This window comes from Bacillus sp. LNXM65 (genome assembly GCF_002998575.1).
Taxonomy (GTDB): domain Bacteria; phylum Bacillota; class Bacilli; order Bacillales; family Bacillaceae; genus Bacillus.
The window spans coordinates 333171-352486 of sequence record NZ_PVRB01000004.1 but is presented as its reverse complement, the minus strand read 5'-3'; the positions used below and the strand labels follow the sequence as shown (position 1 = coordinate 352486).

At 41.3% G+C, this 19316-nt stretch carries 21 protein-coding genes; 14 read left to right on the top strand and 7 right to left on the bottom strand.

Annotated features, from left to right (window positions below):
• Positions 1 to 20 precede the first annotated feature (20 nt).
• Both C6Y03_RS10405 and vrrA read right to left on the bottom strand, forming a co-directional pair.
• On the bottom strand, positions 21 to 965 hold the full coding sequence (locus tag C6Y03_RS10405) for a 4-hydroxy-3-methylbut-2-enyl diphosphate reductase (protein ID WP_034661333.1): 945 nt from the start codon (positions 963 to 965) through the stop codon (positions 21 to 23).
• A gap of 157 nt (positions 966 to 1122) precedes the next feature.
• On the bottom strand, positions 1123 to 1818 hold the full coding sequence (gene vrrA / locus C6Y03_RS10400; RefSeq protein WP_066030649.1) for a VrrA/YqfQ family protein: 696 nt from the start codon (positions 1816 to 1818) through the stop codon (positions 1123 to 1125).
• Between the two features lie 155 nt (positions 1819 to 1973).
• Between vrrA and C6Y03_RS10395 the strand changes: the two genes are divergently transcribed.
• Both C6Y03_RS10395 and C6Y03_RS10390 read left to right on the top strand, forming a co-directional pair.
• Positions 1974 to 3293 (top strand): DEAD/DEAH box helicase, encoded by a 1320-nt coding sequence (locus tag C6Y03_RS10395; protein WP_106039263.1) that lies wholly within the window; start codon positions 1974 to 1976, stop codon positions 3291 to 3293.
• Between the two features lie 9 nt (positions 3294 to 3302).
• On the top strand, positions 3303 to 4196 hold the full coding sequence (locus tag C6Y03_RS10390; RefSeq protein ID WP_106039262.1) for a deoxyribonuclease IV: 894 nt from the start codon (positions 3303 to 3305) through the stop codon (positions 4194 to 4196).
• A 47-nt stretch (positions 4197 to 4243) separates the two neighbouring features.
• Here C6Y03_RS10390 and C6Y03_RS10385 read toward each other — a convergent pair whose 3' ends face one another.
• Positions 4244 to 4498 carry a DUF2624 domain-containing protein gene (locus C6Y03_RS10385; protein WP_060596669.1) on the bottom strand — a complete coding sequence of 85 codons (255 nt, stop codon included), beginning with the start codon at positions 4496 to 4498 and terminating at the stop codon, positions 4244 to 4246.
• Positions 4499 to 4638: 140 nt separating this feature from the next.
• Between C6Y03_RS10385 and C6Y03_RS10380 the strand changes: the two genes are divergently transcribed.
• The 5 genes from C6Y03_RS10380 to C6Y03_RS10360 all read left to right on the top strand — a co-directional run bounded on the left by C6Y03_RS10380 (position 4639) and on the right by C6Y03_RS10360 (position 8750).
• Entirely contained in the window at positions 4639 to 5520 is an 882-nt protein-coding gene (locus C6Y03_RS10380; RefSeq protein WP_034661326.1) for a YitT family protein, read from the top strand.
• A 135-nt stretch (positions 5521 to 5655) separates the two neighbouring features.
• Complete coding sequence (locus C6Y03_RS10375) at positions 5656 to 6432, top strand: metal ABC transporter ATP-binding protein (protein WP_095285396.1); 777 nt, start codon at positions 5656 to 5658, stop codon at positions 6430 to 6432.
• Positions 6432 to 7292 (top strand): metal ABC transporter permease, encoded by an 861-nt coding sequence (locus C6Y03_RS10370; RefSeq protein ID WP_060596671.1) that lies wholly within the window; start codon positions 6432 to 6434, stop codon positions 7290 to 7292. The genes C6Y03_RS10375 and C6Y03_RS10370 overlap by 1 nt, the downstream gene beginning before the upstream one ends.
• Positions 7270 to 7698, top strand: a complete 429-nt coding sequence (zur, locus tag C6Y03_RS10365; protein ID WP_012010595.1) for a zinc uptake transcriptional repressor Zur — start codon at positions 7270 to 7272, stop codon at positions 7696 to 7698. Before C6Y03_RS10370 ends, zur begins: the two co-directional genes overlap by 23 nt.
• 134 nt (positions 7699 to 7832) lie before the next feature.
• The gene (locus C6Y03_RS10360) at positions 7833 to 8750 is read left to right on the top strand and encodes an ROK family protein (RefSeq protein WP_106039261.1); all 918 of its coding nucleotides are present in this window, start codon (positions 7833 to 7835) and stop codon (positions 8748 to 8750) included.
• 86 nt (positions 8751 to 8836) lie between these two features.
• Here the strand turns inward: C6Y03_RS10360 and C6Y03_RS10355 are convergent, their stop codons facing one another.
• Positions 8837 to 9415, bottom strand: a complete 579-nt coding sequence (locus C6Y03_RS10355; RefSeq protein WP_106039260.1) for a 5' nucleotidase, NT5C type — start codon at positions 9413 to 9415, stop codon at positions 8837 to 8839.
• Positions 9416 to 9554: 139 nt separating this feature from the next.
• Here C6Y03_RS10355 and C6Y03_RS10350 point away from each other — a divergent pair, with 139 nt between their 5' ends.
• Positions 9555 to 9917 carry a DUF308 domain-containing protein gene (locus C6Y03_RS10350; protein WP_060596674.1) on the top strand — a complete coding sequence of 121 codons (363 nt, stop codon included), beginning with the start codon at positions 9555 to 9557 and terminating at the stop codon, positions 9915 to 9917.
• A 43-nt stretch (positions 9918 to 9960) separates the two neighbouring features.
• Here C6Y03_RS10350 and ispG read toward each other — a convergent pair whose 3' ends face one another.
• Positions 9961 to 11073 (bottom strand): flavodoxin-dependent (E)-4-hydroxy-3-methylbut-2-enyl-diphosphate synthase, encoded by a 1113-nt coding sequence (gene ispG / locus C6Y03_RS10345; protein WP_106039259.1) that lies wholly within the window; start codon positions 11071 to 11073, stop codon positions 9961 to 9963.
• Positions 11074 to 11178: 105 nt separating this feature from the next.
• Positions 11179 to 11481, bottom strand: a complete 303-nt coding sequence (locus C6Y03_RS10340; RefSeq protein WP_003217371.1) for a hypothetical protein — start codon at positions 11479 to 11481, stop codon at positions 11179 to 11181.
• Between the two features lie 205 nt (positions 11482 to 11686).
• Between C6Y03_RS10340 and C6Y03_RS10335 the strand changes: the two genes are divergently transcribed.
• Positions 11687 to 12232 (top strand): GNAT family N-acetyltransferase, encoded by a 546-nt coding sequence (locus tag C6Y03_RS10335; protein WP_060596677.1) that lies wholly within the window; start codon positions 11687 to 11689, stop codon positions 12230 to 12232.
• A gap of 54 nt (positions 12233 to 12286) precedes the next feature.
• On the opposite strand, the gene C6Y03_RS10330 is transcribed toward C6Y03_RS10335, so the two are convergent.
• On the bottom strand, positions 12287 to 13057 hold the full coding sequence (locus C6Y03_RS10330) for a DUF1189 domain-containing protein (protein WP_060596678.1): 771 nt from the start codon (positions 13055 to 13057) through the stop codon (positions 12287 to 12289).
• Positions 13058 to 13200: 143 nt separating this feature from the next.
• On the opposite strand from C6Y03_RS10330, the gene C6Y03_RS10325 reads away from it, so the two are divergent.
• The 5 genes from C6Y03_RS10325 to C6Y03_RS10305 all read left to right on the top strand — a co-directional run bounded on the left by C6Y03_RS10325 (position 13201) and on the right by C6Y03_RS10305 (position 19281).
• Positions 13201 to 13686 carry a DUF456 domain-containing protein gene (locus tag C6Y03_RS10325; RefSeq protein ID WP_060596679.1) on the top strand — a complete coding sequence of 162 codons (486 nt, stop codon included), beginning with the start codon at positions 13201 to 13203 and terminating at the stop codon, positions 13684 to 13686.
• 187 nt (positions 13687 to 13873) lie between these two features.
• Entirely contained in the window at positions 13874 to 14482 is a 609-nt protein-coding gene (gene sodA, locus C6Y03_RS10320; RefSeq protein WP_007501264.1) for a superoxide dismutase SodA, read from the top strand.
• 122 nt (positions 14483 to 14604) lie between these two features.
• Positions 14605 to 15891 carry an MFS transporter gene (locus tag C6Y03_RS10315; RefSeq protein ID WP_060596680.1) on the top strand — a complete coding sequence of 429 codons (1287 nt, stop codon included), beginning with the start codon at positions 14605 to 14607 and terminating at the stop codon, positions 15889 to 15891.
• Between the two features lie 122 nt (positions 15892 to 16013).
• A complete protein-coding gene (locus tag C6Y03_RS10310) occupies positions 16014 to 18149 on the top strand; it encodes a peptidoglycan D,D-transpeptidase FtsI family protein (RefSeq protein WP_060596704.1) in 2136 nt (711 codons plus the stop codon).
• A 214-nt stretch (positions 18150 to 18363) separates the two neighbouring features.
• Positions 18364 to 19281: a phosphate ABC transporter substrate-binding protein gene (locus C6Y03_RS10305; RefSeq protein ID WP_034661310.1), complete on the top strand. Its 918-nt coding sequence runs from the start codon at positions 18364 to 18366 to the stop codon at positions 19279 to 19281.
• Positions 19282 to 19316: the final 35 nt, after the last annotated feature.

The window sequence follows — 19316 nt, the reverse complement described above, 5'->3', positions numbered from 1 at the left end:
GCTATGCTCTGACGTTTTCTTTATTTCTTTGTTTTCACGCGCGGTAGTATTTTCGAAAGAGGAACCGACCGTTCAATCTTCCAAGTTGCTTCATCATCCGGCTCGTAGTTTTCTAAGAAACGTATGACTTCCTTTGTAATAGGTGTTGGTGTTGAAGCACCAGCAGTAACGGCAACGGTATTTACGCCTTGCAGCCACTCCAGCTTGAGCTCACTTAGGTCACCAATACGGTAAGCCTGCGTTCCAGCAATCTCCATGGACACTTGTGCCAGACGGTTGGAGTTATTACTTTTTGGATCGCCGACAACAATGGTAAGATCAGCTTGGCCAGCTTGCTCGGAAACAGCTTCCTGACGTACCTGTGTCGCAAGACAAATTTCTTGATGGTACTCGACGTGAGGGTATTTCTCTTTAATCAGCTCCATTAGATCGTGAACATCCCACTGAGACATCGTCGTCTGATTGGTGATGAGCAGTTTATCTGATGTTAAATCGAGCGCCTCAATGTCGGCTTCTGTTTCGACAAGATGCACCTTGTCAGGAGCTACTCCGACAGCTCCCTCTGGCTCAGGATGACCCTTTTTCCCAATATAAATAATGTCATATCCATCGGCTGTTTTCTCTGAAATGAGTTCATGTGTTTTCGTTACATCGGGACAGGTTGCATCAATGGTGATAAGGCCTTTTTCTTCTGCAATTTGACGAACCTCAGGTGAAACGCCGTGAGCGGTGAAAATGACTGTTCCGCTTTCAACCTGCTTTAAAATGTCCATGCGGTTTGGTCCGTCCAGTGTGTAGATCCCATCTTCTTCGAAGGCATCTGTCACGTGCTTGTTGTGCACAATCATACCTAATATATAAATTGGGCGTGGCAAGTTTTTATCAAGTGCGGCATTTTTAGCAATGACCATTGCATCCACAACGCCATAGCAATAGCCACGCGGCGAAATTTTAATTACATTCATTTATTCGTCCTCCTGTAGGGAAGTGCTTCTAGAGAAGAACAATATAAAAAGCCGTAAAAAACGGCTTTTTATCATTCTCTAGCTTCCATTATAGCCAAAGTAAGCGCATATATCAAAGATTGTTATACGCAGTGAACACTTCGCCGTTAAAAGATCACTAGACATATAGTTTTGGAACAGAACTGCCAGGTCTTTTTTTCGGTTTTGCTTCAGGAGCAGATGATGTGTGAGGAGCTGCTTTTTTGACGAGGATGTCCTCTGGTTCTTTGTTTTCTTCTATTTCATCATCTCGTGCTGCTTCTTCTTGCGGCACTTCTGTTTCCTCGCCGATCTCTTTAGGTTCTTCATCTTCGCCTGTTTCATCATCCGCACTGCCGAGCTGACTGTACAGCTTAATCATCGCAGGCAGATTTCTTACTAAAGGACCGTATTGCTGAATCATTGGCGTAAATTGCTGCGCCATACCGAGCACTTTTTGTACATTTCCTAACATGCTTGAGAGGGTCGCAGGATTTGTGAAGCTCTGGATTCCTTGTAATCCCGCACCACCTCCAGAGACCCCTGCTCCCCCTGCGCCAGGAAGAAATTTAGCGAGCATGCCTTTCATTCCTGTGCCGCCGCCTAGTGCACGGCTTTCGCCTCCTGGCATTCCGCCCATTCCGCGTATACCGCCTCCCTGTACAGACGGGGAGCGAGGTATCATTTGCTGAAATTGATTGCCTTGCCCTTGAAAAGGCTGTTCGATAGGAGGCTGCTGCCCTCTTTGAAAAATCCCGGGTTGTCCGCCATTTCCAAGATGCCGGCGTGAGGGACGGTGCGGCTGAAAATCGCCCATAGGCTTTTGCCCTAACATACTTGTACCTCCCTTACTGCATTCTCTTTCTCTTCATAGGTTATGCAAGGAAGCATCAATTGGTTTCCTGTAAGAAAAGCGGACATGGTTTTTTTGCTGAAAATCAGCTATAATGAGGAGATGAGCAAAAAGGCATTGCCTTAAGGAGTGAAAACATGAACGAAACAAAATTTACGACATATGAATTAAAGCCTTTTATTATAGATGCTATTCATGAACTGGGCTTTTATGAGCCAACTGATATTCAAAAAAGAATCATCCCTGCTGTGTTAAAAGGAGAAAGCGTGATTGGTCAATCACAAACAGGAACAGGAAAAACTCACGCGTACTTATTGCCGCTTATTCATTCAATTGATCCAAGCAAAGAGCAAGTACAAGTTGTGATTACTGCACCTACAAGAGAATTAGCCAATCAAATTTTCAAAGAAGCCCAAACGATTTTAAAGAATGCCTCTCCAGAAGAAGAGATGAAAGCAAAGCTTTACATTGGCGGAACGGACAAGCAGAAATCCATTCAAAAGCTAAAAACCCAGCCGCATTTGGTCGTCGGTACACCTGGACGTATTGCTGACCTCATTCATGAGCAGGCGCTGAATGTTTACAAAGCGACATCTCTTGTCATTGATGAAGCGGATTTAATGCTGGATATGGGATTTTTAGAAGATGTGGACCGTATTGGTTCACAAATGCCAGAACAGCTGCAAATGCTTGTGTTCTCAGCAACTATTCCAGAAAAACTAAAGCCGTTCCTGAAAAAATATATGGACAATCCAAAATATGCCCATGTTGAACCAAAACGAATTACAGCTGAAAACATTCAGCATATTTTAGTCCCATCTAAACAGCGTGACAAGCTAAAATTGCTTCATGAAATGGTGACGAATGTACAGCCTTATTTAGGCATCATTTTTGCCAATACAAAAACAACCGTTGATGAAATCGCATTATTCCTACAAGAAAAAGGAATGAAAGTTGGAGTGCTTCATGGCGGATTAACGCCGCGCGAACGTAAAAAAGTAATGAAACAAATTGATGATTTAGAGTTCACTTATATTGTGGCATCTGATCTTGCAGCCCGCGGAATTGATATTAAAGGCGTCAGCCACGTGATCAACTATGAACTTCCATCTGATCTTGATTTTTATGTTCACCGTGTTGGTAGAACAGCTCGAGCTGGTTCATCTGGAATTGCGATGACTATTTATGAGCTTGCTGATGAGGATGCACTCATTCAAATCGAGAAAATGGGCGTTGTGTTTGAAAACAAAACCATTGTTCATGGCGAATGGCGAGATGCAGATGACCGCTTGAAGCGTCAAAGACGTAAAAAAGCACCTAATGAAATTGAAGAAAAAGCAAAGCGTCTTGTGAGAAAACCGAAAGCCGTCAAACCTGGATATAAAAAGAAAATGACACGTGAGATGGACAAAATCAAGAGACAGGAACGTAGAAAGTCAAAGCGTAATGGAAAGTAGGGGGAAACATTGTTGAAGATTGGTTCACATGTATCCATGAGCGGAAAACATATGCTTCTTGCAGCGAGTCAAGAAGCTGCCTCTTATGGTTCGAATACGTTTATGATTTATACAGGTGCACCGCAAAATACGCGCCGCAAAAAAATTGAAGACCTCAATATTGAAGCTGGACAAGCGCATATGAAAGAGCATGGTATGACAGATATCGTCGTACATGCACCGTATATTATTAATATTGGGAACACCGTCAATCCAGCGACATTTGAGCTTGGCGTGGACTTCCTTCGCTCTGAGATTGAACGTACAGAAGCGCTAGGTGCAGGGCAGATTGTTCTCCACCCAGGTGCACATGTCGGAGCAGGACCAGAAGCAGGAATCCAAAAAATCATTGAAGGTTTAAACGAAGTCATCGTAAAAGGGCAAAAGGTTCAAATTGCACTTGAAACAATGGCAGGCAAAGGATCAGAGTGCGGAAGAAGCTTTGAAGAGCTTGCCCAAATTATCGACGGAGTGACACATAACGAAGCACTTTCTGTCTGCTTTGATACGTGTCACACACACGATGCTGGTTATCCGATTGTAACTGACTTTGATGGGGTGTTAGAAGAATTTGATCGAATCGTCGGTATTGACCGAATCAAGGTTCTTCATATTAATGACAGTAAAAATGTACAAGGCGCAAGAAAAGACCGACATGAAAATATCGGCTTTGGTGAAATTGGCTTCGATGCACTGAACTATATTGTGCATCACCCGCAGCTTCAAGATGTGCCCAAAATCTTAGAAACGCCTTATGTAGGTGAAGATAAAAAGAACAAAAAACCACCTTACAAATTCGAAATTGCGATGCTGAAAGAAAAGCAATTTGACGAAGGCTTACTAGATAAAATTAAGGGTCAGTAAAAAAGCATACAACATCATGAGGTGCCGCTAATGCGGCCCTTTTTTGCTTAACTTGTAAACTGATTAAACAGATCATTGACAGTCTGAGCTGTCTGTTTAGAAGTAATCGCTTCCACTTGCTTAAGAAGCCGGTTACGCTCTGCATCATTAAAAATATTGACGTTTTTCCCATTCATGAGTTTGGCCACCTCGGCAGCTTGGTTTGACGTTAAACTGACACCATACTGTTTCGCATACCTTAACAGATCATTTGCTGTGATCTGATTGAGCCGCTGCAGGACAATTTTTTGAATTAAAATCAATTCCATTCCTCCCCTCTGTAACAATGTATGGGCGAAAACGGAAAATGTGCAAAAAATTTTATTTTATCCTGTGAAATGATAAAATAGTAAAGTGAATAAAATGTTCATTGAAAATTTAACATGTGTAGAAGGGAGAACGTATGGCAAATAGTAAACAGCATAGAAAGGAATCAGTGCCTCATTTTATTTTGAGAATTTTCCTGATTCTAGTAGGAGCTGCATGCGCAGCAGTCAGCATTGAATTATTTTTAGTGCCAAACAATATTATTGATGGAGGCATCATCGGTATTTCGCTTATTTTGGATTATCTCTTTACAGATAACCCATTCATCAATTTTGCGACGATTGTTGTCATTTTAAATATTCCATTTATGATATCAGGATACAAACATATTGGGAAAACCTTTCTGGTTTCCACAATGATTGGGATTGTCAGCTTAGCCGTGATTGAATCTTCACTCCATCATGTAGAGGCATTTACAAATCAGCCGATCTTAGCTACTGTATTTGGCGGGCTATTACTTGGTTTTGGTGTTGGACTTGTCATCCGTAATGGAGGCTCAATGGATGGAACAGAGATCTTAGGAATTCTTCTGACGAAAAAAATTCCTTTCTCCGTCGGTGAGTTTGTCATGATCGTCAATGTGTTCATTTTTATTTGGGCAGGCTTTGTCTTCGGACCAGAGCAGGCTATGTATTCTGTCATGACATATTATTTGGCAATGAAAACAATTGATGCTGTCATTCAAGGGCTTGATGAAACAAAAGCTGTCATTATCGTGTCAGATTATTATGATGAAATTTCAGATGCGATTCTTCATCGACTTGGCAGGGGAACGACAAAGCTGAGAGGGAAAGGCGGCTATACAGATGAAGAAAAGGATGTCATCTACGCCGTTGTCACAAGACTTGAAATTACAAAGCTAAAATCCATTGTATTTGAAATTGATGGTCAAGCATTTATTACGATTATGGATACGCATGAAACAAAAGGCGGTAAGTTCAAAACAGCCATTCATTAGCTTTTATTTTACTTTTTAATCTTTCTTTTATATAATGAAATGTATGTATGGACAGAGAAAATGGCAAAAGCCATTTTCTTTTTGTTGTATAAATCGTAATCATTCTTTTTATATTGATTAAAGGTGGAAAGATTCATGGCAAAGCCAATTATTGAAATGAAGGACATTTCGTACTCGTATGGACAGCGAAATGTCATTGATCACATTCATTTAACAGTAGAGGAAGGGAACTTTCTAGCACTTGTTGGACCGAATGGATCTGGTAAAACAACCTTATTGAAATGCCTGCTTGGGCTCATTAAACCACAGCAAGGTGAATTAAAGCTATTTGGCACGCCTGCGTCAAAATTTAGAGACTGGGATCAAATTGGATTTGTTTCTCAAAAGGCGAATAGTTTTAATACGGGTTTCCCTGCTTCTGTTTACGAGGTCGTTGCAAGTGGATTGACGGCGAAAATTGGTTTATTCAAACGAATGAGCAAGCAGGACAAATGGCAAGTTGAGGATGCCATTCGCTCAGTTGGCATACAAGATTTAAAGCACCAAAACATCGGTGAACTTTCAGGCGGTCAGCAGCAACGTGCTTTTATTGCCCGTGCGCTCGTCAGTCAGCCAAAGCTGCTCATTTTAGATGAACCGACGGTTGGGGTAGATCAGCGGACAGTAGAAGGCTTTTATCAGCTGCTTGAAACATTGAACAAAGAAAAAGGAATGTCTTTAATTCTCGTCACACACGACGTTGGCACCGTTTCTGATAAAGTCACCCATGTGGCTTGCTTAAATCAGACACTTCATTTCCACGGGGATGCAGAAACGTTTGATTCAATGGATGATCAAGCGTTATCTCAATTTTACGGACATGACATTCAAGTGATTCATCACGACCATCATCATCATGGGGGACATGAATAATGCTATTTCCATTTTTTCATTATGAATTTTTACAAAATGCGTTTATCGCAGGAATGCTGATCGGCTTTATTGCGCCCTTACTTGGTGTATTTATCGTCGTGAGAAGGCTCTCGCTGATTGCAGATGCCCTCAGTCACGTATCACTTGCCGGTATTGCAGCAAGCTTATTCCTTGATAAAAAGTTTGGCCTCTTGACAGGGGTGAGCCCGCTGTACTTAGGGATGGCGTTTTCTGTTGCCGGTTCATTGTTTATTGAACGTCTGCGCTCCGTGTATAAGCATTATCAGGAGCTTGCGATTCCTATTATTTTATCAGGTGGTATCGGGATTTCCGTCATCTTCATTTCACTAGCGAATGGCTTTAATACCGATTTGTTTAGTTATTTGTTCGGAAGTGTCAGTGCGGTTTCGAGATTAGATCTTTGGATTATTGTTGGGATTTCACTCGTTGTTGTGTTAGTTGTCGTGCTTTTATATAAAGAATTGTTTTTACTTTCTTTTGATGAAGAGCATGCAAAGGCTTCTGGTATTTCAGCGAAATGGATTCATTTTATTTTTATCTTAGTCGTCGCACTTGTCATTGCGGCATCAATGCGTATCGTAGGCACACTGCTTGTCTCCGCGCTCATGACACTTCCTGTTGCGGCAAGTATCCGCATTGCCAAAGGATTTAAACAGGCGATCTTCCTTTCGATCTTGTTCGGTGAATTGTCTGTATTGGCCGGATTAATCTTAAGCTATTATCTAGATTTAGCGCCAGGCGGAACCATTGTGATGCTGTCCATTTTGATTTTAATCGGATGTATTAGTATTGGAAAATTCAGAAGGGGGAATCATCATGAACGTACAAGAAGCGCTTGATTTATTAAAGGAAAAAGGCTACAAATATACAAGCAAACGTGAAGATATGCTTCAATTGTTTTCTGATTCTGATAAATATTTGACCGCTAAAAATGTGCTAACGGCACTAAGTGAAGACTACCCAGGTCTTAGCTTTGATACGATATATCGAAACTTATCGCTATATGAAGACTTAGGTATATTAGAAACAACGGAATTGTCAGGGGAGAAGCTTTTTCGTTTTAAATGCTCATTTTCTCATCACCACCATCACTTTATTTGTCTTGCATGCGGTAAAACAAAGGAGATCGATGCCTGTCCTATGGACAAGCTAGACGCCGATTTAGAGGATTATCACATTAGCGGACATAAATTCGAAATCTACGGAACGTGTCCTTCCTGCGAACCGAAGGAAGTGCACTCATGAAAAAGCCAGCCGCAGAGCTGGCTTTTTCTTTTGTCTTTTTGAAAACGTTTTACAAAGGGCGGCTGTTTCATTAAAATGAGAACAAGGTACGATGCAGCAATTTGCGTCTTTTGGAGTAAAGGGAGGGGTCAAAAGTGGCGTATTATGTCGTGTTCGATGTAGGCGGGACGAGAACAAAACATGGATTAATGGATCAGGATGGGGAGCTGGTCACGAGCGGTGACTATCAAACGAACTGCCGGCAGCTTGAACCGTTTTTAGAAGCTATGGCGGATGTGGTCAAGCAATATCAAAGAACGTCGGATGTCAGCGGAATCGCTATTAGTCTTCCGGGTTTTGTGGACAGTGAAACAGGTTATACAGAATTTGCAGGAGCCATCATCGCCTTAAATGGTCAAAATGTAAAAACACTGCTAGAAGAGAAAACATCTCTTCGTGTTGAAGTTGAAAATGATGCGAATTGTGCAGCTCTTGCAGAAAAATATAGTGGCCATGCGAAAGATTGTGACAGCTTTATTTGTATGACGATTGGGACAGGTGTTGGCGGTGGTCTTTTCGCTGGCGGTCAGCTTGTGCGCGGGGCTTCCTTCCGCGGCGGTGAATTTGGCATGATGCTGACAGAGACAGAAAATGGACAATTTACAACACTCAACAGCAGTGCTTCAACGGCTGGATTAATTCGCAGCTATAAAGAAAAGCAAGGAATTCCGCAAAGTACTCAAATAGACGGTCAAGAAATTTTTGAAAAGGCAAAGCACGATCCGTCCATTGAGAAGCTGGTGGATCAGTGGTATAAGCGAATCGCCATTGGCATTTACAATGTAGCAACTGTCCTTAATCCAGAGAAAATCCTCATAGGCGGCGGCGTAAGTGCAAGACCGGATTTACTATCAAGCATTGAGAAACATTTACATGCACTGCATGCATGGAAGAACATTCAGGTGAAGCTGGAAACGTGCTACTACTTGAATCAGGCAGGCATGAAGGGAGCACTGTACCATTTTCTCATGAAAGAAGGTCAGCTTGTTCCATCAAAAAAGCCGATACATTAAACGTATCGGTTTCAGCATGTAGACAAACCCTTGCATTCTTTGTCCACAATCAAAAGCCGATATATTAAAGTATCGGCTTTTCTACATTAATAAGCAGTTTCCAAACGCTGCTCGTATTGTTTGATCCATTGAGATGCTTCCTGCCAGTTGTTGACGCGTATAATCCTGTCGTCAAGGGGCATTTGATTATAAGGGGAGTTAAAAAGAATAACCGGAATGTCAGCCTCTTTTGCAATCATCGTAGCATTCCCATGATGATCCTCGAAAAACACATCAATCTTGTGCTTTTGAACAGCTTCGAGCTTATGATGACCGCCAACCAGCTCAATGTCATCATAGTGCACGTGGTGTTTGTGAAACCACTCGTAGGTGATATCCGCGTGATGCTGCCTTCTTGCTGTAATATAAATCAGCCTGTGTTGATGTTTCATTTGATCAAGAATCTCTTTTGCATCCTTAGCAGGCTTTGCCTGTTTATATATAAGAGGCTCATGCTCATTCATCCAGCCCCAAAATTCTTCTTGAGAAATATTTAAAAGCTTCGTCAAATCATATTCTGTCATATCATCTAGTGTCATGGCACATCGAAACGACTTATTTAAATAGGGAACAAAGGTGTCCTGCGCCGTCACTGTGCCATCTATATCAATTCCTAAACGTAACATGCCCACACTCCTCATTTTTATACTCTTAAAGTGTAACATAATCAATTCACAATTCCAGCAAGTTTTAGCAAACATGAAACAGACATTTTTGCTCATACTAAAAAAGCTCCTTTCTATTAACCAAAAGGGGGAATTGATCATGGAAAGAGACGAAGATTTCAGAAGAAATGATCGTGAAATCGACACAAACTTTAGTAATGATGATGGCTATCTAGAGGAAACAGCTGCTGAAATTGCAGAGCCATATCAGGCTTCAAGAGATCGAGTAGACAGACGAGAACGTGACCAAGCAGGTGACGATTCAGGCAGTAAGGGGATAGGCTATACAGCACTCGCAATTGCGATTATCTCACTATTTGTCTTGCCGGTGCTATTAGGAGTAGCGGCAATCGTCGTTGGTTATATTGCAAGAAGAAAAGGAGCACATGCGCTTGGCGCATGGTCAATCGGGATCGGAATTGTTTCCGTCATCCTTGGCATATTTATCACCCCGTTCTTTTAACAAGAACAGGAAAACGCCTGACAGTGACGTCAGGCGTTTTTTGTTATGCGTTCGCTTTTTCTTTTTCAGCTTCCATTTTTGCATAATGCTCTTCAGCGATTTTATCGATTTCTTTTTTCAGTTCTTCAACCATTGTTTCTTCTGGCACTTTACGAACAATTTCACCTTTACGGAACAATAGGCCTTCGCCTCTAGCTCCAGCAATTCCGATATCAGCTTCGCGCGCTTCACCTGGACCGTTTACAGCGCAACCAAGAACAGCTACTTTAATCGGTGCTTTAATCGTGGAGATATATTCTTCGACTTCATTTGCAATGCTTATGAGGTCGATTTCAATTCGGCCGCAAGTTGGGCAAGAGATCAGTGTGGCTGCATTTGCTGCAAGACCAAATGATTTCAACAGTTCACGTGCTACTTTTACTTCCTCAACTGGATCAGCACTTAATGAAATGCGGAGTGTATTCCCAATCCCCATATTCAAAATAGCGCCGAGACCAGCTGCACTTTTGACTGTACCTGCAAATAATGTACCTGATTCAGTAATCCCAAGGTGAAGAGGGTAATCAAACGCTTTTGCCGCTTTTTCGTACGCCTCAATTGCTAGGTTAACATCAGATGCTTTCATGCTGACGATGATATCATGAAAATCTAGATCTTCTAGAATTTTAATGTGGTGCAGTGCACTTTCGACCATACCATCTGCTGTTGGGTAGCCGTATTTATCAAGAATTTTTTTCTCTAATGAACCGGCGTTTACCCCAATACGGATTGGAATGCCTTTTTCTTTTGCTGCTTTCACAACAGCTTCGACTTTTTCTCGTCTTCCGATGTTCCCTGGGTTGATTCGAATTTTGTCTGCACCTGCTTCAATGGCTTTCAGTGCAAGCTTGTAGTCAAAATGAATATCGACAACAAGCGGGATGTTGATTCGTTTTTTAATATCCGCAATCGCATTTGCTGCACGCTCGTCTGGGCATGCGACACGCACGATTTGACAGCCTGCTTCTTCAAGACGCTTAATTTCAGCTACTGTCGCTTCGACATCATGTGTTTTGGTTGTTGCCATACTTTGGATGACAACTTCATTATTTCCACCTATAGTTAAAGGTCCCACTTTGACGGGACGCGTTTTAGTACGATGTGTGACTTCACTCACTTGTCAATCGCTCCTTAGTGTACAAGCAATCATTTGCCATGTACGTCTTGTTTTACAGTTCATATTGTAACAGTCTCTTTGTATGAATGACAAGGAATTAACGTTTTATCTCTTATACACCGGAAACTTATATGTGCTGCCTGCCCGAATTTCGTTTGCTTTGACGCCTTGATTCAGCTCTTCAAAATCTTCAATGACTTCATCAAGTGGCTTGCTTGTATGGACGATAGAGACGACGGTTTCACCTTGTTTCACAGTCACATTCTTATATGCTTTTTTCTCAGGTGTTTGAAAGGCATTTGCAGGGACAGCTGGACCTTCTTCAACAGGGATGGTGCCATTTTTTAAATCAAAAAAGATAATAAAAAGGACAAACAAACTGATTAGCAAAAAAATAATACGCCGCATTTCACTCACCGCTTTTAAGAGTTTACTTCAGTCTATGCATGTCCTGAAATGATAGAACCAAAATGAGGAGAAAAGCTGGAAAGCGTGGTTCTAGTTAGTTCTAGTGAGTCTTGTAATGAATTGAAAAAACACTTTGTTTTACGCTTGGCGGTGCTTTTTTCAAGCTTCTATGACCATTATGATAAAATAAAAGAAGGGGGAGTTTATGAAGAAACTAAGTCAGCATATATATGTGAGAACGCTAACAGAAAATGATGCACAATCACTATTCACACTTGAACTTGAGAATCGCTCATATTTTCAGCAATTTACACCTTTGGTCAAAGATGATTTTTTCACGTTATCTCGTCAAATTGAACGAATTCAGCGCAGTGTGGAAAGATGTGCACGGGATGAAGCTTACATGCATGGTATTTTCTTAAATGAAACAGATGCCTTAATTGGGACGATCTCATTAAGTTCTGTCGTAAGAGGCCCAATAGAAGGAGCTTGGCTGGGGTATGTACTTGATGAAAAGCATGGCGGGAAAGGGTATATGACAGAAGCCATTCGTTTAATCATCGATTATGCCTTTGATGAACTGCACCTTCATCGTATTGAGGCTGGAGTAAAGCCGGGTAATATAGGTTCCATTCGTGTGCTTGAAAAGACAGGTTTTGAAAATGAGGGACTGAACCGTAAAAAAGTAAAGATTAATGGCGTGTGGGAGGATCATTATTTGTTTGCGATGATTCATCCAGATGAATCATAGAGCATGAACATACATAAAAAGCTCCTCCAAGTTGGGGGAGCTTTCATTTACTCATTAACTTTTGACAAGTGGTTTATGTTTAGCGGGTATTTCCTTTACGACAAGGTATAAGAAGATAAAGTTAATGACCCAATTTAATAAAAATGAATTCGCAACAGGCGTGTTTAATGCACTCATGATGGCGAAAAAGACCGTTGTTAATGTGAGTGAATAAGCAGAGAGTTTCCAAAGCATTTGGAAAGACAGCTCTTTTTGCTGCATGCGTTTAATAAATGTACCAAGCATCGCAAGGAAAGTTGCGCTAATGAACATGAGAGCCGCAGTTGATAGATATAGCAGCACACAGATGACTGGGATAATAATCGCTTGATTCTGATTTGTGACGCGGGCAAGTTCGTCTTTTGTCAGCGTCCCACCAAGCAGCTGATACGGGATATCTGTCATTTGGCCATCAATGGCAATCACTGCTTTTTCTTTTAATAATGCGATGGCTGTTTGCTTTGATTCAAGCTCACTTGCTTTTATTTTTTCAGCAGGATCAAAAATGATCGTAATGCCGTTTTCTTCTTTTTCTATCGGTTCACTTTGATCCGCTTGAAGCTTTCCTTTTTCGATTGAGAAATCAGGTAAATCTTTTTTGATCACATGCTGAAATCCTGACATCGCATTCGAGATCTCCTGACTCATATGATAACCCTGAGGAACTGCTGCGATAATCGAAAGGATAAAAATGAATAAAATCGCTTTGCCAATCCCTGTAAACCGTGCTTTAGCAATATCTTTTGGAGAATAAATGCCTTTTAACAATAGTTTAAATACGTTCAATCAATTCACTTCCTACATTCTTTTCTATTTCTCATATTGTATCAATGTCTATCTATCAAGTACAAGTATGGCCTTCATCGCTGGTTAAGATAGATGGAATGAGGCATAATGTATACAGCATATAAAAAGGAGGCGGCAGTGACTTGGACGTGCTGTATTGGATTCTGGTTATCTGTGCATTTATCATTGCGTTTGTTGGACTTGTTTATCCAATTATCCCTAGCGTGGTCTTTATGGTTCTCGGATTTATTCTATATGGTTTCTTTTTCAGCTTCGAGCCGCTTACACTGACGTTCTGGCTCATTCAAGCCGTGTTTACCGCGGTATTATTTGCGGCAGATTATGTCTCAAACCTCATTGGGGTCAAGCGTTTTGGCGGCAGTCGTGCAGCTATTTGGGGAAGCACCATTGGGTTATTAGTCGGTCCTTTTGTGATTCCCGTTGCAGGAATTATCATTGGTCCATTTATCGGAAGTGTCATTGCAGAGCTCCTTGTTCATCAAAAAGATGTGAAGACGAGTGTGAAAGTGGGATTAGGCTCATTAATCGGGTTTATATCAGGTGTATTTGCCAAAGGATTGATTCAAGCGCTGATGCTGGGCATCTTTTTATTTTATGTCCTTCGCTAAATAGAAAAAGGGAGTTTAAAACTTTTTCTAAAGGGCTAAATACAAAATAAACACTGAAATGTTTCAGATCATGAGCAATAACATTGAAACAAGCCAATTCTTTTGATACTCTTTGAGTAGGTTGAATTGCTTGCTTACGACCTAAGGAAGCATTTCAGTACATACATTTCTAAGGAGGAATTTAACCATGGCTTTTAAACTTCCAGAATTACCATATGCTTACGATGCATTAGAACCACATATCGACAAGGAAACAATGACGATTCACCACACAAAACACCACAACACATACGTAACAAACTTAAACAAAGCAATCGAAGGTGTATCAGCTCTTGAAGATCAATCAATCGAAGAGCTAGTGGCTAACCTAAACTCTGTGCCTGAAAACATCCGTACAGCTGTACGTAACAATGGCGGAGGACATGCTAACCACTCATTATTCTGGACGCTTCTTTCACCAAACGGTGGCGGCGCACCAACTGGTGAACTTGCAGATGCAATCGAAAAAGAATTAGGCGGATTTGAAAAATTCAAATCTGATTTCGCTGCAGCAGCTGCAGGACGCTTTGGTTCTGGGTGGGCATGGCTTGTTGTGAACAATGGCAAACTTGAAATCACAAGCACGCCAAACCAAGATTCTCCTTTAACTGAAGGAAAAACACCAATTCTAGGACTTGACGTTTGGGAGCATGCTTACTACCTAAACTACCAAAACCGTCGTCCTGATTACATTTCAGCTTTCTGGAATGTTGTGAACTGGGATGAAGTGGCTCGCCTTTACAGCGAAGCTAAATAAATCATTCGATTTGAAAAGACCTGCTCTTTAGAGAAGCAGGTCTTTTTATATTTTCCCTCCTTTTTTTACATATCTGTCTTTTGATGAGACAGACTATTGTGTAGAAAAGGAGAATGAAATATATGAGCAGATTAAAGAAAATGTTCGGGGACATGGATGTTACAAGAGATTTAATGCTCCTCCTCACGATTGGCGGATTATATGCACTTGCCATTGCGCTTTCAAATACGTTTGTAAACGTGTATTTATGGAAACAGTCTGGGAAATTCACGGATCTTGCAATTTACAATCTGGCTATTGTTGTGCTTCAGCCCATTACATTTTTATTCGCAGGCCGGCTCGCTAAAAAAATAGACCGGGCGTTTGTCCTTCGTTTCGGCGTTATCTTTTTAGCCGCTTTTTACTTAATTGTCTTAATGGCAGGAGAGCAAGCGGCCGCGCGGCTTGTTTTATTAGGGAGTGTCCTTGGGATCGGCTATGGTTTTTACTGGCTTGCTTTTAACGTACTTACCTTTGAGATCACTGAGCCTGAAACAAGAGATTTCTTTAATGGGTTTCTCGGAGTGCTGTCATCTACTGCTGGCATGATCGGTCCTCTCATTGCGGGGATTGTCATTTCTCAATTAACGGATGATACAGGCTATACGGTGATTTTCACGTTATCGCTTTTTTTGTTTTCACTGGCGGTTGTGATGAGCTTTTTCCTCAAGAGAAGGCAGTCAAAAGGGAAATTTATCATCAAGCAAATATGGAAAGAACGCCATGCCGACGAGAATTGGCGTAAGATTACAACAGCTCACTTTTTTCAAGGGCTTCGTGAAGGGGTATTTGTCTTCTTAATCAGTGTCTTTGTGTTTATCGCAACAAACAGTGAGCTTGCTCTCGGGACGTTTGGTTTAGTGAACTCCGGTGTTGCCTTTTTCGCTTATTTCTTCGCTACACGTTTGATTAAGAAAAAGTGGCGAAAGAAAGCCATTATGCTTGGCGGGCTGATTTTATATGGCGCTTTGTTTTTAATCGTCTTTCACTTGTCCTATGTATCACTTCTCATGTATGCGGTAGCCATTGCGATAGGATACCCGCTTCTGCTTGTTCCATATGTATCCTTAACATACGATGTCATCGGCCATGCAAGGTATGCAAGGAAAGCCCGAATTGAATATATTGTGGTCAGAGAGCTGTTTTTAAATGCTGGCCGTATTTGTTCCATTGTGTTGTTTCTTCTGTCTGTCACCTTACTAGGTGATGAGCTCGGAATTCCTGCTTCTCTTGTTGTGCTTGGAGCGGGACACACACTCATTTATTATTTTGTAAAAGATATTCATTTAAAAGAAAAAACAGCTGATATGAAAGAGACTGACGGTCAAAAGCCAGTTTCTCACACGAACCTTATTAAGGGAGAAAGGTAAAATTTCTTACCAATGGAACATCAAATTTCTAGATAAATAATAGAAAAACCGCTAAAATGATGATGGCACCTTTTATACACAAAAAGGGGTGCCATTTCTTTCTTGATAGAAAAGGTGATGTGATGAGAAACAAGAAAAACAAAAAAGACGCAAAGGAAGGGCGCAAAACACTTCCACTCCGGCTGAATTTACTATTTTTAGCTGCGTTTATTATTTTTACCGGTGTTGTTGTGAGACTCGGATTTGTACAAATTGTCAATGGAGAAGATTATAAAAAGCAGGCAGAAAAACAAGAAGATGTGAATGTCAGCTCATCTGCTCCGCGCGGAAAAATTTACGATCGAAACTATAATACGATTGTCAGCAATAAAGCGCTAAATGCCATTACATATACGAGAACCTCGACAACTTCACAAGAAGAGCGGCTCAAAGTGGCAACAAAATTAGCGGATATGATTCATGTGAGTACGAAAAAAATCACAGATCGTGACAAAAAAGATTTCTGGATCTTAACGCATCCGAATGAAGCGAAAAAGCTTGTTCAAAAGGAATCGGAATTAAAGGGTGACGATAAGGTCTCTGATGATAAACTATATGAGCTTCAACTAAAACGCATCACGGACAAGGAATTAAATCAACTGACGAAAAAAGACTTACAAGTGCTTGCCATTAAAAGACAAATGGATGCAGGCTATGCACTTACGCCTCAGTTTATTAAAAATGAAGATGTGAAGCCAAGCGAAATTGCTTACGTCTCTGAGCATTTGGACGAGCTGCCAGGTGTGGATGTCACGACAGACTGGTCACGCAGCTATCCGTATAAAGGACTGCTCCGCAGTATGCTCGGCAGTGTGTCCTCAAGTGATGAAGGACTTCCGCAGTCACTTCTTGAACATTATTTATCGCTCGGCTACAGCCGAAATGACCGTGTAGGAAAAAGCTATCTAGAATATCAATATGAAGATGTCCTGCAAGGCCAAAAGGAAAAAGAACAGAGCACAACCGATAAAGAGGGCAATGTGACAAGCTCTAAAGTGCTAACAGAAGGAAAGAGCGGGAAAGATCTTGTGCTCACCATTGATATTCAGCTGCAAAAAGCGGTTGAAAAAATCGTTGAAAAGAACTTGAGAAGTGCGAAACAAAGAGGCGGAACAGAGCTTCTTGATCGCGCGTTTGTTGTCATGATGGACCCGAGAAATGGAGAGGTTCTCTCAGTTGCGGGGAAACAGATTTCAAACAAAAACGGAAAATACAAATTTGATGACTACGCATTAGGAACGATGACATCATCTTATGCGATGGGCTCAGCTGTCAAAGGGGCAACTGTACTGACGGGATATAAAACAGGCGTGCTTCACATAGGAAGTACCCAGTACGATGAACCGCTATATATCGCGCAGTCACCGCCCAAGAAATCCTATCAAAATATGGGACTCATTAATGATTTAACGGCACTCGAGCGTTCATCTAACGTGTATATGTTTAAAACAGCGATTGCCGTTGGAAAAGGGGAGTATCGTAAGAACCAACCGCTCCCAATCGATCCGAAAGCTTTTGATACATTCCGCTATAATTTCAGTAAATTTGGTCTTGGGGTCAAAACAGGGATTGACCTGCCAAACGAAGCGACAGGCTACCGGGGAACGTCTACACAATCTGGTCTCCTGCTTGACTATGCAATTGGACAGTATGATACGTTTACACCGCTGCAAATGGCGCAATACGTTTCAACAGTTGCCAATGGCGGATATCGTTTACGTCCGCAGCTTGTTAAAGAAGTGAGAGAGCCAGATCCGCAGCGCGGCATTGGTGCTGTGACAGAATCCGTCAAACCGGACGTATTGAATAAGCTAGACATGACGAGTGATGAGATCAAGCGTGTTCAGCAAGGCTTCAAGCTTGTTATGCAGAACCCACGAGGGACAGCCTATTCGAACTTTGGCAACAAAAAATACAACCCGGCTGGCAAAACAGGGACCGCTCAATCATTCTATGACGGCCCAATTAAAAGCAAACGCGGCACACCGACGTATAACACCACTCTTGTTGCGTATGCGCCTGCTGATAATCCAGAAGTGGCCATTTCCGTCGTTGTACCGTGGGTGTATCAAGACTACAATCAGCGCTATCCAATTACAAATGATATCGGTGAACAAGTACTAGACAAGTACTTTGAGCTGAAATCAAAACAGGAAAGCAATGATACACAAGCGAAGAACAAAAATAAAATTGAAAATGAAGCAGAAACAAATGACTAGACCTTTTCTAGGTAAAAACGCTCACTTTTTGTGGGCGTTTTTTTACGTTTTCTTCAAATTTTTCGAGATAAATTGACAAAATTCATAAAAAACATCGCAAGAATTCTACAAAACTTCGACATTTACAAAACCTTAACATTTCATTTAAACGAAATTAATAAAGAACCTTTAATGTATTACTCGTAGGACAAATTATTCAGGGGGTATTCTTGAAATGAAAAAGAACAAATTATGGCTGCTTACTTTCCTTACTATCGCATTGTTAGCATTCGTCACAGCATGCGGAAACAGCAGCTCAAGCGGAGATTCAAAAGACAGTAAAGGAAATGCTTCAAACAAAGATGAGGCATCAGGTTCCATTACCATCTCAGGATCATCTGCGATGCAGCCTTTAGTTCTTGCGGCAGCAGAAAAATTCATGGATAAACATCCAAAAGCCGATATTCAAGTGCAAGCCGGCGGTTCAGGAACTGGACTTTCTCAAGTGTCAGAAGGATCTGTACAAATTGGTAACTCAGATGTATTCGCAGAAGAGAAAGATGGAATCGACGCAAAAGCTTTAACAGACCACAAAGTAGCAGTTGTTGGAATGGCCGCAGCTGTAAACCCTGAAGTGGGTGTCAAAGACATCACAAAGGACGAATTGAAAAAAATCTTCACTGGTAAAATCAAAAACTGGAAAGAGCTTGGCGGGAAAGACCAAAAAATCACTCTTGTGAACAGACCTGACTCTTCAGGAACTCGTGCAACATTTGTGAAGTATGCACTTGATGGTGCAACACCTGCAGAAGGAATCACAGAAGATTCTTCAAACACAGTGAAAAAACTGATTGCAGAAACACCAGGTGCGATTGGATACCTAGCATTCTCCTATTTAACAGATGACAAAATTACACCGCTTAGCATTGATGGTGTGAAACCGGAAGAAAGCAATGTAGAAAGCGGTAAATATACAATTTGGGCTTACGAGCATTCTTATACAAAAGGTGAGCCGGATGGTCTAGCAAAACAATTCTTAGATTACCTCATGAGTGATGAAGTACAAAAAGAAATCGTCAAAGACCAAGGTTACATCTCAGTTTCTAATATGAAAGTAGAAAGAGACGCAACAGGCAAACAAACAGATAAGTAAGAGGTCTTGAATTGCTGATGAAGGAAAAGTGGAGC

Coding starts and splice junctions, on each gene's coding strand:
- C6Y03_RS10405 (WP_034661333.1), bottom strand. CDS start 965: ATGAATGTAATTAAAATTTCGCCGCGTGGCTATTGCTATGGCGTTGTG.
- vrrA (WP_066030649.1), bottom strand. CDS start 1,818: ATGTTAGGGCAAAAGCCTATGGGCGATTTTCAGCCGCACCGTCCCTCA.
- C6Y03_RS10395 (WP_106039263.1), top strand. CDS start 1,974: ATGAACGAAACAAAATTTACGACATATGAATTAAAGCCTTTTATTATA.
- C6Y03_RS10380 (WP_034661326.1), top strand. CDS start 4,639: ATGGCAAATAGTAAACAGCATAGAAAGGAATCAGTGCCTCATTTTATT.
- C6Y03_RS10375 (WP_095285396.1), top strand. CDS start 5,656: ATGGCAAAGCCAATTATTGAAATGAAGGACATTTCGTACTCGTATGGA.
- C6Y03_RS10370 (WP_060596671.1), top strand. CDS start 6,432: ATGCTATTTCCATTTTTTCATTATGAATTTTTACAAAATGCGTTTATC.
- zur (WP_012010595.1), top strand. CDS start 7,270: ATGAACGTACAAGAAGCGCTTGATTTATTAAAGGAAAAAGGCTACAAA.
- C6Y03_RS10355 (WP_106039260.1), bottom strand. CDS start 9,415: ATGTTACGTTTAGGAATTGATATAGATGGCACAGTGACGGCGCAGGAC.
- C6Y03_RS10350 (WP_060596674.1), top strand. CDS start 9,555: ATGGAAAGAGACGAAGATTTCAGAAGAAATGATCGTGAAATCGACACA.
- C6Y03_RS10340 (WP_003217371.1), bottom strand. CDS start 11,481: ATGCGGCGTATTATTTTTTTGCTAATCAGTTTGTTTGTCCTTTTTATT.
- C6Y03_RS10335 (WP_060596677.1), top strand. CDS start 11,687: ATGAAGAAACTAAGTCAGCATATATATGTGAGAACGCTAACAGAAAAT.
- sodA (WP_007501264.1), top strand. CDS start 13,874: ATGGCTTTTAAACTTCCAGAATTACCATATGCTTACGATGCATTAGAA.
- C6Y03_RS10315 (WP_060596680.1), top strand. CDS start 14,605: ATGAGCAGATTAAAGAAAATGTTCGGGGACATGGATGTTACAAGAGAT.
- C6Y03_RS10310 (WP_060596704.1), top strand. CDS start 16,014: ATGAGAAACAAGAAAAACAAAAAAGACGCAAAGGAAGGGCGCAAAACA.
- C6Y03_RS10305 (WP_034661310.1), top strand. CDS start 18,364: ATGAAAAAGAACAAATTATGGCTGCTTACTTTCCTTACTATCGCATTG.